We start from the raw sequence: 16,538 nt of genomic DNA, 5'->3' as shown, positions 1-16,538 counted from the left end.
TTTACATATAAGGAGAGAAAAAATGAAAGCTGCCAAGGGTACAGTTTTTAAATACGGAGACAATGTAGATACAGACGTAATCATTCCTGCAAGGTATCTTAATACTGCAGATGGTATGGAACTTGCCAAGCACTGCATGGAGGATATCGACAAGGAGTTTGCTTCGAAAGTAAAGCAGGGCGACATTATTGTGGCTGACAAGAATTTCGGCTGCGGATCATCAAGAGAGCATGCCCCTCTTTCAATCAAATGCGCAGGTGTAAGCTGTGTCATCGCCAAGAGTTTTGCCAGAATCTTTTACCGCAATGCCATCAATATCGGTCTTCCTATCATTGAGTGTGAGGAAGCCGCCGCGGCAATTAAAGCCGGAGATGTGGTAAGTATCGATTTCGATACAGGCATCATTACAGATGAGACCACCGGACAGTCCTTCAAGGGGCAGGCATTCCCTGAATTCATGCAGAAGATCATAGACAGCGAAGGCCTCATCAACTACATAAACAAGAACTGATCACAGATCATTTACGGCGCCGAAACGAAAGCTTGGGCGCCATTTTTTATGCAAATCCTTTAAAAATCTCGAGTTTTATACTATTATTAATTAGATATGCGAGGAGATTATGTATTGTATGAATAATAGATTGTTCTGTGTTATCCCCTGCTACAATGAGCAGGAGGTTCTTCATGAAACTTCAAAGAGATTAAAAGAAAAACTCTCATCCCTTATGGATAGAGGGCTTATTTCAAAAGATAGTCGTGTACTTCTGGTTAACGACGGATCCAAGGATTCCACCTGGGAAATCATAGAAAACTTACACAAATCCGATGAACTGTTTCAGGGTGTCAAACTGTCCAAAAATATGGGGCATCAGAATGCCCTTCTTGCCGGTCTTATGGTTGCCAAGGATATGTGCGACATGGCTATTTCCATGGATTCAGATCTTCAGGATGACATCAATGCCATCGATGAGATGATTCAGAAATATTCAGAGGGAGCAGACATTGTTTATGGTGTCAGATCCAAGAGGGAGACAGATACCTTTTTCAAAAGAGCTACAGCAGAGGGCTATTACAAGGTTATGAACGGCCTTGGAGCAGGCACAGTTTACAACCATGCTGATTACAGGCTTATGAGCAGACGGGCTCTTGAGGCTCTTTCTGAGTTTAAGGAGGTCAATCTTTTCCTCAGAGGAATTGTTCCCATGATCGGTTTTAAGACAGACAAGGTTTACTACGAGAGGGCAGAGCGCTTTGCGGGCACCAGTAAGTATCCTCTTAAGAAGATGCTCAGCTTTGCGGTAGAAGGCATTACCAGCCTTAGCACCAAGCCTATCAAGATGATCACAGGGCTCGGATTTTTTATTTTCCTGGTGAGCATTGCAGTTTTTATCTATAGTCTTGTGAGACATTTTACAGGTCATACCGTTCCCGGATGGACCACCACAGTGCTTTCTGTATGGGCCATCGGCGGACTTATCATGATCTCCCTGGGAGTAATAGGAGAGTACATTGGTAAGATATACCTTGAAACCAAGGAAAGACCTCGTTTTATCATTGAAGAGTATATCGCTGATTCCAAGGATGAAGAGATTTACAAGAATAATAAATAAAAAGAAATGAATGGAGATTTATTGAGAAATGGCTAAGAAACCCGAAGAATTCAAAAAGCAGATGGAGGACAATTTCAAGGTTGCGCCTTCAGAGCATTCACATGTTAAGAAAGTAATTGGTATCGTCAGCGGCAAAGGCGGCGTAGGTAAGAGCCTTGTAACAGGCCTTTCTGCTGTTGCCATGAGCAAAAAGGGCTATAAGACAGCTATCATGGATGCTGATATTACAGGTCCTTCTATCCCAAAGATGTTTGGTATCGGCAAATGCAATTATGCTGACGAGACAGGTATGCTTCCTGCATCTACAGAGGGCGGCATGAAGATCATGTCCCTCAATATGCTTATGGACAACGAGACTGATCCTGTTATCTGGAGAGGTCCTGTTATCGCCGGAATTGTTAAGCAGTTCTGGTCAGATGTTAACTGGGGAGATGTGGACTTTATGTTCGTTGATATGCCTCCCGGAACCGGAGATGTTCCTCTTACAGTATTCCAGTCCCTTCCTGTTGACGGAATCATCGTTGTATCAACTCCTCAGGAGCTGGTTGAAATGATCGTTGAGAAGGCCATCAACATGGCCAACATGATGAATATTCCTGTTCTTGGAATCGTTGAGAACATGAGTTATATGAACTGCCCTCACTGCAATGAGCCTATCTTCGTATTTGGCAAGAGCGGCATTGAGAGCTATGCAGCTTCCAAGGGACTTGATATCCTTGGCAGGATTCCTCTTAATCCTGAGATCGCTTCTTTGTGCGACGGCGGCAAAGCAGAGAATATAGAGGATGAGTATTTGGATAGTCTTGTATATGTGCTTGAAGGAATGATAAAAGAGTAACCTGGATTAGGGAGAGAAGCCATGAGACTTAAACCTGAGAAAAACCAAGTGACATGGGGCATTACCATCTTTCTGGTGGCTGTGAGCCTTATGTTTGCTTACACCATTATCTTTGATAATAAAGGAATGTTTACCGGGCTTGGTAAGATTGCCAATTCCCTGTCCGGGATCATATTCGGTCTGGTTATGGCATATGTTCTTATTCCCCTTCTGGAGGGCATAGAGGAGAAAATCTTTATCCCTCTATACAAGAAGAGGGGCGCCAAGGTGTCTATATATGCTTCTGAGGATAAGAAGAAAAGAAAGCAGATAAGAACAATATCTGTAGTTCTGACCATGTGCATTTTCATTATGGTTGTATATGGACTTTTCAGGATCATTATTCCGCAGCTTATCAGCAGTATTCGTGAGATTATTTATAACCTTCCGTTGTATATCAGGAACATTGATGAATACTCCAATCTTTTGCTTGAAAACAACCCTGATCTGCAGAAGATAATAGATTCCCAGCTGGATCAGTACTATGCCAACTTGAGCAGCTTCCTTACCAAGAAGCTCATGCCCCTTCTTCCCAATGTGAATACCATTGTAAAGGTTGCATCAAGGAGCTTTTTCTCAGTACTGGGCGTACTTATCGATCTTATTGTCGGCTTCATTGTTGCAATATATGTTCTTAATTCAAAAGAGAGATTTGCCACCATGGGTAAGAAGATGGCCTACGCATTCCTTAAGGAAGAGTATGCCAACGAGCTCATCGGCGGCTTCAGATTTGTTAACAACACCTTTGCGGGATTTGTGGGCGGCAAGCTTATTGATTCCCTTATTATCGGTGTTATATGCTACTTTGGATGCAGAATCCTTGGGATATCATACCCTGTGCTGATTTCTGTTATCGTAGGCGTCACCAATATTATTCCTTTCTTTGGACCATATATCGGTGGAGCAGCAGGAGCGCTTTTGTTGGTGTTGATCGATCCCATCAAGGCTCTTGTATTCCTTATCTTTGTCATTATACTTCAGCAGTTTGACGGCAATATTTTAGGTCCCCTTATTCTTGGAAATTCCACAGGACTTTCCAGCTTCTGGGTTATTTTTGCCATCACTCTGTTCGGAGGTCTTTGGGGAATTCTGGGACTCTTCGTGGGAGTGCCGGTATTTGCGGTATTCTATGCTCTTGTGGCACGAATCACCAATATTTATCTCACTAAGAGGAACTTGAGCACTGAGACAACGGATTATGATGATCTGGCCTATATAGAATACGGTGAATTCAAGTCCCTTGCCGACAGCGACAATAACAAGTATAACGCAGGCAAAGAACCCGACACCATTGAGAGAATATTCAAGATGAAGGTCAAAGCTAAGAAGTCAAAAATTGCAGATATTGCTAAGAGAAATTCAGATAAAAAGAATGACTAAGTGCTCTTGACGGCATGAAATAAAGGATTATAATTGATTTATTAGTGCTTTGACGTGCTAAAGTTATATAGAAAGGGTGAGGAGTTTATGAGTAAAAAGAATTTAGACTGGGCAAATATTGGATTTAGCTACATGGTAGCTGACTACAGATACGTTTCCAACTATAAGGATGGAAAATGGGATGACGGCGTCATTACCAAGGATTCTACCGTTACTTTGAGTGAGGATGCAGGTGTTCTTCATTATGCGCAGGAGTGCTTTGAGGGACTTAAGGCATATGAGACAGAGGATGGCAAGATTGTAACCTTCAGACCTGACCTCAATGCCAAGAGAATGGTTGACTCAGCTAAAAGGCTTGAGATGCCTCCTTTCCCAGAGGATAGATTTATCAAGGCTGTAGAAGAAGTAGTAGCAGCCAATAAGGACTGGGTTCCTCCTTATGGATCAGGAGCAACTCTTTATATCAGACCTGTAATGTTCGCAACAGGCAATGTTATCGGTGTTAAGCCTGCTGATGAGTATCAGTTCAGAATCTTTGTAACACCCGTTGGACCTTACTTCAAGGGCGGTGCTAAGCCTATCGTTGTTAAGATTTCTGACTTTGACAGAGCAGCACCTCACGGAACAGGTAACATCAAGGCCGGACTTAACTATGCCATGAGCCTTCATGCAATTGTTACAGCCCACGACGAGGGATTTGCCGAGAATGTATACCTTGATGCAGAATCAAGAACCTATATCGAGGAGACCGGCGGAGCCAACATCATCTTTGTTACCAAGGACGGTGGTCTTGTAGTTCCTCAGTCCCACACAGATTCAATCCTTCCTTCAATCACCAGAAGATCCATCGTGCAGGTAGCAAGAGATATTCTGAAGCTCAACGTTGAGGAGAGACCGGTTAAGCTTTCAGAGGTTCCTGAGTTTGTAGAGATGGGACTTTGCGGAACAGCAGCAGTTATCAGTCCTGTAGGCAAGATCAATGACCATGGCAAGGAGATCGCATTTGCCAGCGGTATGGAGGATATGGGACCTGTTATCAAGAAGCTTTACGATACCCTTACAGGTATTCAGATGGGTACTGTTGAGGCTCCTGAGGGATGGATCCACACCATCGACTGATTGTTGTTAAGAAATATTACAAATGTTAACAATTTGTTTACAAAAATGAAATTGTAAGTTCAAAGGAGGAGTCTATATTGTATATATAGACAAGTAAGTGATAAACAACTTTTTCATAATTACAGGCTACCTGCTCAGGCGGGCAGGTAGTCTCCTCCTTTCACCAGACTCCCTTGAGGAGCTTTTTTTATGCCTTTTTTTACTAAAAGGAGAAATATGAGCGTCTATTATGCGGCAGATAGTATATAATTCTATATAACGTACATCTATAATCTTCTTATCAGTTAATCAAACTGAATTACATATATAAGCCATAACATTAAGGAAAGGGGAAAAAGTATTATGGAAATCACATTAGAAGCAGTAGAAAAGGTAATGGAGCAGACAGGTGTTGATTACAAGGTTGCCAAGGATGCTCTTACTAAGACAGACGGAAACGTTGATGAGGCAATTAAGCTTATTTGCCCTGACACTGTTGATATCGGAGAAGAAGTTAAGTCATTGGTAGATAAGCTTAAAAAGAAAGTTAAGGAAGGAAATGTTGACAGGATTCAGATCCGCAAGGACAACCAGATTGTTTTAAGCGTTCCTGTTAATGTAGGAATCGTTGGTGGAGTTCTTGGACTTGCAACAGCTCCCTGGGCACTTATCGCAGGTTCCGTAGCAGCCTTCGGACTTGGATGCAAGCTTGAAGTAGTAAGAAAGGATGGAACTACAGACGAGATAGTTTAATAACTTAATAACCTCTGTGATATTTATGTAGACAAAAAAGGGGCTGGATACTTAATAAAGTATCCAGCCTCTTTTCAATATCATGTGAGAGTTGATACAAACAACCCGTAGATCATCATAAGAATGCAAACTGCTGTAAAGAGAATTGTACCAACGTTTGCAAATGCTATGCCGGAAAGCTCTTTTGAAGGCAGCTCATGGTTTACTTTTTCAATCTTTACATCTCTTTTAATGAGGGTATAGAGAATTGAAACTATACCAAGACCTATCATGGCGTAGAAGAAGTACTCATAAACCTGAGGAGCCAAAGGCGCCAGAACCGAGGATGAGGCATTTACGCACATATGCATTATTATGGTCAGGATAATATTGCCGGTTCTTACATATACATATCCCAGGATAAGTCCCAGTACAAATGCATAGAATACCTGGTAGAGATTGCAGTGGAATAATCCAAAGGCCAGGGATGAGAATACGATTGACATAAGCTCACCGTAGCGAATAGTTCTGTCGATAATAAGCTTTCTGAATACCAGCTCTTCAAATATCGGCGCAAGTACTGCCACCATGATCATTGCGGCAATGTTATCACCGCCAAGAAGCTGGCCTATTGAGTTCTCTGCTTCACCTCCTGATAAAGCAGACGCCAGGAGAGTACTGAGGTAATTAAGTCCGAAAGCTATAGGGAACATCATAAAAATAGATCGTATATACTGATTCATGGATATATGTCCCTTGATCTTAACCTTTGAATCGTTGGCCAACTGCATTACCAGTGCGCAGGCAGGGCATGCCAGCAGATACATGGAAATGATATTGGCTGTGGCAAGGAAATTCACATCTGAATACACTTCAGTAAGACTTACGTGAGACCTTGCAGCCATGAAACTGGCAACCACACCGGATATAAGACCGCCTCCGATGGCGTTGGCTCCCAGGATCAGTGCAAGGAGACCGAAGCCTACGATAGTATAAGTCTTTTTTGCGCTGTCATGGTTTTCATAACTGTTCATGTCCGGTACATTGTCGGAAGTTTTGATTTCTTCTTCGTTATTGTTTTTGGCTTTAGATGAAACTTTTCCTGTAATGGCAAAAAGGATTTCATCAAAGATTCCCTTTGTGCCTCTCTTAAATAATCTGTTCTTGTAAACCCTTCCTGTGAGGACTGCCAGTAAAACAGTGAAGATCAGCAGAAGCCCTGTATACAGTATAAATTCGATAACGCTAAGTCTGCCGCACAATACATCTCCCGGAAGAGCAAAGGCTGCTGTGAAGGGAATAACCTTAACGATCAGTAATCCTATGGGAGAATTGTCAGTGAACAGAGGTATATACAAAGATGCGATAAAGCCTGCCATCATAGTCATCAGGGACATGGCATTGGTCTGGGTCAGTTCCTCAGCTGTTGCCGCAAAGGAAGCAAACAGGGCTGAAACAAAGCTGTAGAACAGGAATGCTACCAGCAGAGCGATGACAGAGAGGATAAAGAGGATTGTGAAGTTATTTGATAAGCCTCCCTCCGGCAATAACTCAGCAAAAAGAGCAATGATATCTTTGCCTGTTCCCCCGGTGAGCTCTGTGATAAAAACGTTGCTCAGTCTGAGTCCGCAGAAACCACAGGCGATCCAAATGATTATCTGGAAAAGAGCCTCGCAAAAGACTGCGGTTACTTTACCGAAAATAATGCCTGTGGGGCCTGACAGTGTAAGCATATATTCCATGAGCTTGGATGTCTTTTCTGAGCTAATGATGGAACCGATACTCTGACCGTAGAAGATCAGCATGAAGTAAAGGAACATCATAATTATCAGCGGAGCAAAGCCTGTCAAAAGAGAATCGTCTTCGACTTCATCGGATTCTTCTGCCTTGATTTCTGTGATGTTAATGTCGCTGATGGCCATTTTAAGATTGTCTTCGGATACGCCGGTGCTTTTAATTTTGGCGTTTTTGATTGCCTCGGAGAATCTTCTTGCAAATTTGTAGCTCTCATTGCCGCTGATAGTACTGTTTCCAGGGATGAAAGCGGTGAGAACGCATCCTTCTTCGCTTTCTGTGATCTCCAGAACTATGGAGTAGGCTTCTTTTTCACCGAGGATGCTTGAATCAGATGCGGCTTTCTCAGCGGTCATGCCTGTAAGCTCGGAAATAAAAAGTTCCGGATAATCCTTCTGATTTTTTGTTTTAAATGAGTCTGTATCCAGATCAAGATCGGTTTCGTTAACCAGATATACGGCTTTAAGATTATTGACCTGAGTATCCTTGCTGAAGGCACCTGATATAAGCATGTTTGTAATAAGTGTTCCTACCAGGATGACGATACCAACCAGTACTGTGGAACCTAAGAATTTTTTGCTTCGAAGGTTCTGTTTTAATGTGAATTTTAATATTTTAAGCCAGTTATTCATTCCACCACCTGCTTTTTCATAAGTGCAATTATATCTTTTATCTGTAGTCTTTTGCCCTGGAAAAGAAGCATGGACTCATAGATTGCACCGGCCAGGACAAACATCAGGCCGGCTGCTATGATCATGACTATCAGAGCAATTATTCCTGTCAGTGTACTTATCTTTCCTGTCAGAATCAGGGCCGGAGTAAGGAAGGCACCGGTGAAAGGGAAGATAGTGAAGAAATTTCGCATAGCATCGGAGGCGTTGGCGCTCAGCATCATGATGATAAGGAACATGTCTGCATAAACGCTGAATATCATGATGAAGGTAAAGAGCTTGTATGCGTCCTGCAGCTCATCCAGCTTGGATACGCTTGCTCCTGCCAGAGCTCCAAGTATAGAGAAAAGAGCAAGTCCTAAAAGAAAGTACACAATGGCAATGGAAAGTTTGGGAAGAGTGATTGTTTCCCATACTGATGAAACCATAACCACATTGTCGGAAGAGCTTGCTGCCGCAGTTCTGTCCACTGTGAAGAACAGACATACAACCTGTGACAGGTAGTAGCTGGAGAAACTGGCAACGGCTGTGATAACTGTTTCCACAAGTCTTGCTGCAATCTTACCTGACAGTAATGCCATAGGCCTTGTGCCTGTAAGCAGATACTCGATAACTCTGGAGGATTTCTCGGTTGCGATTGAGGTAGAGACGTTGCCTGCGGACATATTTATGAAAAGGAATAATATCATAAGACCGCCCAAAAGAACGGTGTAATCAGTGGCTGAAATAGAGCCTTCATCTGCTGTGAAAGAGCCGTCCTTTTTTTCTTCCATGATCGCGATATTGATGTCCTTGGACATGTAGTCGTAGTCTTCGCTGCTTACATTAAGGTTCTTGAGGGTTTCTTCTCTGGAGAACTCGGTATAGTCTTCCTTAAAGCTCTTGATAGCAGCATCCTTGATGCCGGATTTGCCGGAACTAACAATGGTGATCTCGAAGCCCTTTTTCTCGTCATATTCTTCCTTCAGGACCAGGTCTTTGCTGCCTGAATTGCTCTTGAGAGATTCCACTGCATCGTCATATGAACCGGTGTTATCTGTAACAAAAGAAACCTCTGAATATTTCTCTGAAGACTTGAGATTGTTATGGTCTATGGAAAGACCGGTTTCGTTGTAAACATATACTGTTTCTATAACTGATTTTTGAGGCACGTCAGAGGAGGTCTCATCGTCGCTTTGTGAGTTTCCTATAATGAGCATGAGAGGTGTGGATAAAAAGGCAATGCAGCATATTATTATCAGAAACCAGACAAATGCCGGCTTTTTAACGCCTGTCATGAACTCAAACATAAAGACTTGTTTAAAGCCTCTGAATTCACTTTTATTCACTTATTTTTCCTCCGCCTTGTTTTTTGTATTATCCTGGGTGTTATCCTCGGGGCTTCCGCCTACGCTTTCGATGAAAATCTCGTGAAGTGAAGGCTCTCTGAGTTCGAAGCGCACGATGGTCTTATTGGCATCGCTGAGCTGCTTTAAGAGATTCTTGGCTTCAGCCTCGCTGCCAACCTTTAGCTGTACTCCGGCGGGGGTGTCGTTGACAACCTTGATGCCCAGAGTGCTGATGGTATCTGAGATATCCTCGTCGCATTTAACAAAGAGGTTAACGCGGCCGTAGGACTTTTTGATCTCATTGAGATTGCCCTGAACAACAGCCTTACCTCTGTTCAGAATAGTAATATCTTCACAGAATTCCTCAATTACAGGCATCTGATGAGATGACATGATGATATATTTTTTCTTGTCGATTTCTTCGCGGATTACGCTTTTGAAAAGATCTGTATTTACAGGATCAAGACCTGAAAGAGGTTCGTCCAGAATAAGGAATTCAGGCTCTGAGATAAGAGCGGCCATAAGCTGGATCTTCTGCTGATTTCCTTTGGACATCTGATCTGCCAGAGTTGGCTTAAATTTCTTTCCCTTTTTTCTCTCAGGGAAAAGATATTCTGTAACTTTGAGTCTGTCGCCCCAATATTTGATGCGTTCCATGGCAACATCTGCGGATAAGCCTTTAAGAGCCGCGAAATATAAAAGCTGATCCATGATGGGATATTTAGGGTATAAGCCTCTTTCCTCAGCAAGGTATCCCACATTTACCTTGCGGGTGTCAAAATTCTCTCCGTTTAAAAGTACTTCACCGTGATCCTTGGCAAGGATGCCCAGTATCATGCGGATAGAAGTGGATTTACCTGCACCGTTGGTTCCAAGAAGTGCATAAACTCCGGGCTCTCTCAGCTCGAAGGAAAGGTCTTCAACTGCCTGCTTGTCCCCAAATTTTTTCTGCAAATGCTTTACTTCGAATGACATGTGATATCTCCTCAACAATCTTTCTTTTTAGTGCTACAATCTTAGATTTTATCAGAACAATTTAGAAACTCCAACAATGCTGTGGCATAAAAGTTTGAATTATATGTGAATTTTAGGAAACTATCAATTCAAAATGCCGTTTCCTATCCCTTTGAGCCGCCGGTTGTGATAAAATATTAAAGGTTTTAGTTGGGAGGTAGAAATTTGATAGCTTATGTAAATGGTATTTTGGAGAGTATTGAAGAGGGCAATGCCGTTGTAGACGTTAACGGCGTTGGCTACAATGTGAATATTTCAGGCTCCACCATGGACAGAATGCCGGGGATAGGAGAGGCGGTCAAGCTCTATACGTACACTAACGTAAAAGAGGACGCTTTCACCCTGTTCGGCTTTTTATCCAGGGATGAGCTTAATCTTTTTAAACTTCTTATTACGGTAAACGGCATAGGTCCCAAGGGCGGCCTGGCCATTCTTTCCGTTATGTCACCGGATGACTTAAGATTTGCCATAATCGCAGGAGACAGCAAGTCCCTGAGTAAGGCTCCCGGCATCGGCAAAAAGACTGCTGAGAGGATAACTCTGGAGCTTCGTGATAAGATAAAGGCTACAGAGGATACGCTTCTTGGTGGAGGTGGCGCAGTTTCCATGGACGAGGCAGCCGGAGACGGCGATTCTTCTAAGGGAGAGGCAGTGGCAGCGCTGGTGGCTCTCGGATACAATTCATCCGATGCCATGAAAGCAGTCAGGAAGGCCATTGCAAATAATCCTTCCGCAGCTGAGGATACAGAGCTTCTTCTTAAGCTTGCGCTGAAGGAAATGTTTTAACAAATAATTGTTGGTGGGAAACTTATGGAAAAAAGAAAGATAAACACAACGGCCAGGAGCGTGGATACCCAGGAGAATCCCGAGGATTCCAGAATTGAAGGATCCCTTCGCCCCAAGAGCCTTGATAATTACATCGGTCAAAAAAAGATAAAGGAAAGCCTTAAGATCTATATAGAAGCGGCAAAAAAGAGGGGCGACAGCCTTGATCACCTGCTTTTTTACGGCCCTCCCGGACTTGGAAAGACCACATTGGCGGGAATCATTGCCAATGAGATGGGAGTGAATATCAAGATCACCAGCGGACCGGCTATTGAGAAGCCCGGTGATATGGCTGCTATTCTGAATAACCTTCAACAGGGGGATGTGCTTTTTGTAGATGAGATACATCGCCTTAACAGGCAGGTGGAGGAGGTTCTTTATCCTGCCATGGAGGATTACGCCATTGATATCATGATCGGCAAGGGGCCTACAGCCAGGTCCATCAGACTTGATCTTCCCAGGTTTACTCTTATCGGTGCCACCACCAGGGCCGGAATGCTTTCTGCACCTCTTCGTGACAGGTTCGGAATGATCCACAGGATGGAGTACTACGACACAGATGAGCTTTGCGAGATTATTATGCAGTCCGCCAAGGTTCTTGATGTGGAGGTTGACGAGAAGGGTGCTGCGGAGATGGCCAAGAGAAGCCGCGGAACCCCGAGACTTGCCAACAGGATCCTTAAGAGAGTCAGGGACTTTGCCCAGGTTAAGTATGACGGTGTCATCACAGAGGATGTGGCAGTGACTGCTCTTGATCTTATGGATGTAGACAAGATGGGACTTGATCATACCGACAGGAACCTTCTTATGACCATGATCGGCAAATTCGGCGGAGGTCCGGTGGGCCTGGATACTCTGGCTGCAGCTATAGGAGAGGATTCCGGAACCATTGAGGACGTTTATGAGCCCTATCTTATCAAGAACGGCTTCATTAACAGAACCCCAAGGGGCCGCGTGGTTACTGCGGATGCTTATCATCATTTGGGGCTTGAAATGCCCGGGGATGGCGATATATAATCATGTTATGTTTTAATGTTTTTTATACAAAAAAACGAACTTTAGTGGGGGAAAAATATGGCTTCTAAAACTGATACCGAAGTAATAATCGGCGGCAAAGTATTTACATTAAGCGGATATGAGAGCGAGGAATACCTTCAGAAGGTAGCATCTTATATCAACAATAAGATAGCGGAATACAACAAGATAGACGGCTTCAAGAAACAGCCCATCGATACACAGAATGTTCTTCTTCAGCTTAATATCGCAGACGATTATTTCAAGGCCAAGAAGCAGATAGAGATCATGGAGGAGCAGCTCTCCGAGAAGGAGAAGGAGCTCTATGATATTAAGCATGAACTCATAGCAACCCAGATGAAGTACGAAAACAGTGAAAAGAACGGCAAGAGCCTTCAGACCAAGCTTGATGAGTCATCCAAGAAGATCATTCAGCTTGAGGCACAGGCCAAGGCAAGTAAGAAATAATTATTAAGAGGCTGCATGTTCAGCCTCTTTTTTTAGAGCAGTATAAGTGGTGATATATGAAGAAAGTAGAATTATTATCTCCTGCGGGAAATTATGAGACCATGGTAGGGGCGTTTAACGCCGGAGCGGATGCGGTGTACCTTGGCGGAAGCAGGTTCGGAGCAAGGGCCTATGCCGATAACTTCGACAGGGATCAGGTTCTGGACGCCATATCCTATGCTCATATCAATGGAAAAAAGATATATATGACCGTCAACACCCTGGTTAAAGAGAGGGAGTTCGGTGAGCTCTATGATTTTATGCTCCCCTTTGCGGAGAAAAATCTGGACGGAGTCATCGTGCAGGACTACGGCGTAATGAGGCTTATCAGGCGTGAGTTTCCCAATGTGGAGCTTCATGCCAGCACTCAGCAGACTGTTACCGGTGTCAACGGAGCAAGGCTTTTAAAGGAGCTTGGATGCTGCAGAGTTGTTCCTGCAAGAGAGCTCAGTCTTGAGGAAATGAAGAAAATAAGAACAGAGGCGGATATAGAGGTTGAGGCTTTTATCCATGGAGCTATGTGCTATTGCTACTCCGGAGTATGTCTTTTTAGCAGTATGGTGGGCGGTCGTAGCGGTAATCGCGGAAGATGTGCTCAGCCCTGCAGACTTCCCTACAGACTTTTGGGAGATAAGTCAGGCAGAGAGCAGTATCCTTTGAGTCTTAAGGATATGTGCACCGTGGATATGATACCTGAACTTATCGAGGCAGGAATCGATTCCTTCAAGATTGAGGGCAGAATGAAAAAGCCCGAGTACTCCGCGGGAGTAACATCTCTTTACAGAAAATATATCGATCTGTATTATCAGGAGCCCGGCAAGAAGCATGAGATTTCAAAGGAAGATATGGAAATACTGAAATCTCTGTACTTAAGGACCGGCATAAGTCAGGGATATTATCACAAACATAACGGAAAAGACATGGTAACTCTGGATTCCCCTGCCTACAACGGAACCTCCGACAAGGTTCTTGAGCAGGTAAAAGAGAAGTATCTGGGCCATGAGCTCAAGACGAAATGTGATATCGACTGCAGGCTTACCCTGGGAGAAGAAGCAGTTATATCCATGACAGCCTACCTGGGCGACAGGACCATATATGAATCTGTCACCGGCAAAGTTGTGGAGGCAGCTTCCAAGCGCCCTATGGACAGAGACAGTGTCCTTAAGCAGCTGGACAGACTTGGTAATACACCTTTTGAAGCAGAGAATATCAATATCGAAATAAATGATGGCGGAAGCGGCAACGGAATCTTTATCCCCGTAAGCGAGCTCAATGAACTCAGAAGACAGCTCTGCGAGAAGGTTCAGGCCCTTATGGAGGTAAATGAGGAGGCTGACGGAAATACCAATGCTGCAGCTGTCAGAACTTTTTCTGATGAAGTTCAGGACTATAAGGACATGGATACCGGTTCGGGGGATGCGATCAATGTCCTGGATGTTTTTGTAATGACTTTGGATCAGCTCGATGCCGTCCTGGAGGTTGCCGGGAATGTTAAGGCCCCAGGAAGGATATATGTGGACAGCAACCTGCTTTTTTCTGCCAAGGAAGAAGCAAAAAGCAGAGCAATGAGTTTTAAGGGCAGCTTTGAAAATGCTGAGCTGATAGTAGCCCTTCCTTATGTCACCAGGTCAGAGACCTTTGATGCCACCAAGGATCTGGAACTTATACAGGAAACATATAAGGAATGCGGCTTTGACGGCGTTCTTATCCGCAATCTGGAGCAGCTGGGATTCTATAAAAAGACCGGTTTTGAGGGCAGATTGATTCTTGATTACGGTGTATATAACTGGAACGCCGAAGCGGTTAAGCTTTTGCTTGAATGTAGTATTTCCGAGATATCCGTTCCACTGGAACTGACCATTCACGAAGCTAAGGAACTGGTAAAAGAGGTTAGAAAAAACTCCGGAATTCCTGTCTCTTACAGCATCTACGGCAAGGTGCCCATGATGGTAAGTGCGGGCTGCGTTAAGAAGACCACTGACAATTGCTCAGGAAAGATGAACAACCATCACAGCGAGAGGATGACCATTGTCGATCGAATGGACAATGAGCTGGTTATTACCACCAACTGCCGCAATTGCTATAACGTGATCTGGAATGCGCATCCAACAGCCCTTCACAAGAAATATGACAATATCAGGAATTTAGAGATATTTAATCGCCTCAGAATAGATTTTTCCACTGAGGATGGGGAGACTGCCGGGGCTGTATATGAAGCCTTTGCAAAAGGAAGTCCGGACAAGGATGATATTTTTGACAGGATCAGCTATACTGCAGGACATTATAAACGGGGAGTAGAGTAAACTCTGATGAAGCTATACGTTACTGAGATTTCAAAATATGTGATTGCCGCTTTTCTTTTTCTTTACACGCTGGAAGCCTTTATGGCCTTCAGATTCAAAACCGAGAAAAAGAGAAAAGGCATTTACATCAGACAGATAATATTTATGTTTGCGGTGCAGATAGCCTGCTTCGTGCAGATAATTGCCCGAACGGGCAAGGCTGCGTACCTGTTCTTTTTTGCCTTCCAGATAATTGTTTTCGCCTCGGTGCTGATGCTGTTTTATTTCATTTACCCGGAGGGGAACAGGCTTATAATCAACAATTCCTGTATGCTTTTGATGATAGGAATGATCATTCTTACAAGGCTTTCCTATGATAAGGCCGTTAAGCAGTTCTTTATCATCACGGCATCCTTTGTAATCGGATTTTTCGTGCCTGAGGCGGTGTTCAGGTTCAATTTCGTCAAGAAGATGACCTATATCTTCGCGGCAATTGGTATTCTGGCCATAGGCGTGGTGCTGCTTTTCAGTGCGGTTACCAACGGCTCCAAGATTACCTATACTCTGGCGGGCATCACTTTCCAGCCTTCCGAGGTGGTCAAGATAGTATTTCTGTTCTTTATGGCGGGAGCCCTATATGAGAGTGACAATATCTGGATGCTGCTGATCAATTCCATTATCGCCGCCGCTCACGTAATCATTCTTGTTTTGTCAAAAGACCTGGGCAGCGCCCTTATCTTTTTTGTCATCTATCTGGCAATGATCTACATCGCCACAGAGAATATCGGATATCTGGCTATAGGCCTAGGTTTTGGAGCTTTGGCCAGCGCCATCGGATACAGACTTTTTTCACATATTCAGGTTCGTGTACAGGCCTGGATCGATCCCTTTGCGGATATTGAGTCCACAGGATATCAGCTGTCACAGTCCCTGTTCGGAATCAGCTGCGGAAGCTGGTTCGGCCTTGGACTCTACGGCGGAGCGCCACAGTCCATCCCCTTTGTTGAGCAGGACTTTATTTTCTCTGCCATTGCTGAGGAGCTGGGTATTGTTTTCGGCATTCTTATGGCCCTTATCTGTGTCAGCACCTTTATTGCCATTATGCAGGAGGGATATTTTCTGAAGGATAAGTTCTACAGACTGGTGGTTTGCGGAATCGGAGTTGCCTATATTTTCCAGACCTTCCTTACGATCGGAGGAGGCTGTAAGTTCATTCCGCTGACCGGTGTTACACTGCCGCTGGTCAGCTACGGCGGAACCTCTGTATTCGTGACGATCATAATGATGATGATAGTTGAGGGAATCTGCATGATCAGAACCGATGAGCGCTATGAAGCCATTGAGAGAATGCAGAGAAGAAAGGCAGCTCAAAAGAAGGCTGCCATTGCGGATAAGAATTAAATCTC

The 16,538-nt window shown here is 43.9% G+C and carries 14 protein-coding genes and 1 pseudogene; 11 read left to right on the top strand and 4 right to left on the bottom strand.

Annotation, left to right across the window (positions count from 1 at the left end; genetic code table 11):
- Positions 1–22 precede the first annotated feature (22 nt).
- From leuD to T359_RS0102115, 6 genes are all read left to right on the top strand, one after another.
- Complete coding sequence (leuD, locus tag T359_RS0102140; protein WP_026516050.1) at positions 23–511, top strand: 3-isopropylmalate dehydratase small subunit; 489 nt, start codon at positions 23–25, stop codon at positions 509–511.
- 118 nt (positions 512–629) lie between these two features.
- Positions 630–1,610: a glycosyltransferase family 2 protein gene (locus T359_RS0102135; protein ID WP_026516049.1), complete on the top strand. Its 981-nt coding sequence runs from the start codon at positions 630–632 to the stop codon at positions 1,608–1,610.
- 28 nt (positions 1,611–1,638) lie between these two features.
- Positions 1,639–2,448: a P-loop NTPase gene (locus T359_RS0102130; RefSeq protein ID WP_026516048.1), complete on the top strand. Its 810-nt coding sequence runs from the start codon at positions 1,639–1,641 to the stop codon at positions 2,446–2,448.
- A gap of 21 nt (positions 2,449–2,469) precedes the next feature.
- A complete protein-coding gene (locus tag T359_RS19005) occupies positions 2,470–3,867 on the top strand; it encodes an AI-2E family transporter (protein ID WP_051544864.1) in 1,398 nt (465 codons plus the stop codon).
- Positions 3,868–3,954: 87 nt separating this feature from the next.
- Entirely contained in the window at positions 3,955–4,986 is a 1,032-nt protein-coding gene (locus tag T359_RS0102120) for a branched-chain amino acid aminotransferase (RefSeq protein WP_026516047.1), read from the top strand.
- A gap of 342 nt (positions 4,987–5,328) precedes the next feature.
- The gene (locus T359_RS0102115; RefSeq protein WP_026516046.1) at positions 5,329–5,718 is read left to right on the top strand and encodes a DUF4342 domain-containing protein; all 390 of its coding nucleotides are present in this window, start codon (positions 5,329–5,331) and stop codon (positions 5,716–5,718) included.
- Positions 5,719–5,798: 80 nt separating this feature from the next.
- On the opposite strand, the gene T359_RS23405 is transcribed toward T359_RS0102115, so the two are convergent.
- The 4 genes and pseudogenes from T359_RS23405 to T359_RS0102100 all read right to left on the bottom strand — a co-directional run bounded on the left by T359_RS23405 (position 5,799) and on the right by T359_RS0102100 (position 10,465).
- A complete protein-coding gene (locus T359_RS23405; protein ID WP_442856211.1) occupies positions 5,799–6,293 on the bottom strand; it encodes a CPBP family intramembrane glutamic endopeptidase in 495 nt (164 codons plus the stop codon).
- A gap of 594 nt (positions 6,294–6,887) precedes the next feature.
- Positions 6,888–8,123: pseudogene (locus T359_RS23400) on the bottom strand (ABC transporter permease); the annotation flags it as partial.
- Positions 8,120–9,490: an ABC transporter permease gene (locus T359_RS0102105; protein ID WP_026516045.1), complete on the bottom strand. Its 1,371-nt coding sequence runs from the start codon at positions 9,488–9,490 to the stop codon at positions 8,120–8,122. The gene T359_RS0102105 and the pseudogene T359_RS23400, both read right to left, overlap by 4 nt.
- The gene (locus tag T359_RS0102100) at positions 9,491–10,465 is read right to left on the bottom strand and encodes an ABC transporter ATP-binding protein (protein ID WP_026516044.1); all 975 of its coding nucleotides are present in this window, start codon (positions 10,463–10,465) and stop codon (positions 9,491–9,493) included.
- Between the two features lie 204 nt (positions 10,466–10,669).
- On the opposite strand from T359_RS0102100, the gene ruvA reads away from it, so the two are divergent.
- From ruvA to T359_RS0102075, 5 genes are read left to right on the top strand one after another with little or no spacing between them, the layout of a single operon-like run.
- Entirely contained in the window at positions 10,670–11,290 is a 621-nt protein-coding gene (gene ruvA, locus T359_RS0102095; RefSeq protein ID WP_026516043.1) for a Holliday junction branch migration protein RuvA, read from the top strand.
- A gap of 24 nt (positions 11,291–11,314) precedes the next feature.
- A complete protein-coding gene (ruvB, locus tag T359_RS0102090) occupies positions 11,315–12,346 on the top strand; it encodes a Holliday junction branch migration DNA helicase RuvB (RefSeq protein ID WP_026516042.1) in 1,032 nt (343 codons plus the stop codon).
- A gap of 57 nt (positions 12,347–12,403) precedes the next feature.
- Positions 12,404–12,811, top strand: coding sequence for a cell division protein ZapA (locus tag T359_RS0102085; RefSeq protein WP_026516041.1), 408 nt, complete (start codon positions 12,404–12,406; stop codon positions 12,809–12,811).
- A 56-nt stretch (positions 12,812–12,867) separates the two neighbouring features.
- Positions 12,868–15,153: a U32 family peptidase gene (locus T359_RS0102080; protein WP_026516040.1), complete on the top strand. Its 2,286-nt coding sequence runs from the start codon at positions 12,868–12,870 to the stop codon at positions 15,151–15,153.
- 6 nt (positions 15,154–15,159) lie between these two features.
- A complete protein-coding gene (locus tag T359_RS0102075) occupies positions 15,160–16,533 on the top strand; it encodes an FtsW/RodA/SpoVE family cell cycle protein (protein WP_026516039.1) in 1,374 nt (457 codons plus the stop codon).
- The last annotated feature ends 5 nt before the right edge of the window (positions 16,534–16,538 follow it).

Source organism: Butyrivibrio sp. MC2021 (genome assembly GCF_000621605.1).
Taxonomy (GTDB): Bacteria; Bacillota; Clostridia; order Lachnospirales; family Lachnospiraceae; genus Butyrivibrio.
Note: the sequence above shows the minus strand (reverse complement) of the source record. Positions and strands in the feature narration are given on the sequence as shown.

Excerpts from the sequence above, each read along its gene's own strand:
- T359_RS0102135 (WP_026516049.1), top strand. The coding sequence starts at position 630 with ATGAATAATAGATTGTTCTGTGTTATCCCCTGCTACAATGAGCAGGAG.
- T359_RS0102085 (WP_026516041.1), top strand. The coding sequence starts at position 12,404 with ATGGCTTCTAAAACTGATACCGAAGTAATAATCGGCGGCAAAGTATTT.
- T359_RS19005 (WP_051544864.1), top strand. The coding sequence starts at position 2,470 with ATGAGACTTAAACCTGAGAAAAACCAAGTGACATGGGGCATTACCATC.
- leuD (WP_026516050.1), top strand. The coding sequence starts at position 23 with ATGAAAGCTGCCAAGGGTACAGTTTTTAAATACGGAGACAATGTAGAT.
- T359_RS0102130 (WP_026516048.1), top strand. The coding sequence starts at position 1,639 with ATGGCTAAGAAACCCGAAGAATTCAAAAAGCAGATGGAGGACAATTTC.
- T359_RS0102100 (WP_026516044.1), bottom strand. The coding sequence starts at position 10,465 with ATGTCATTCGAAGTAAAGCATTTGCAGAAAAAATTTGGGGACAAGCAG.
- T359_RS0102115 (WP_026516046.1), top strand. The coding sequence starts at position 5,329 with ATGGAAATCACATTAGAAGCAGTAGAAAAGGTAATGGAGCAGACAGGT.
- T359_RS0102080 (WP_026516040.1), top strand. The coding sequence starts at position 12,868 with ATGAAGAAAGTAGAATTATTATCTCCTGCGGGAAATTATGAGACCATG.
- T359_RS0102120 (WP_026516047.1), top strand. The coding sequence starts at position 3,955 with ATGAGTAAAAAGAATTTAGACTGGGCAAATATTGGATTTAGCTACATG.
- T359_RS0102075 (WP_026516039.1), top strand. The coding sequence starts at position 15,160 with ATGAAGCTATACGTTACTGAGATTTCAAAATATGTGATTGCCGCTTTT.
- T359_RS23405 (WP_442856211.1), bottom strand. The coding sequence starts at position 6,293 with ATGATCATGGTGGCAGTACTTGCGCCGATATTTGAAGAGCTGGTATTC.
- ruvB (WP_026516042.1), top strand. The coding sequence starts at position 11,315 with ATGGAAAAAAGAAAGATAAACACAACGGCCAGGAGCGTGGATACCCAG.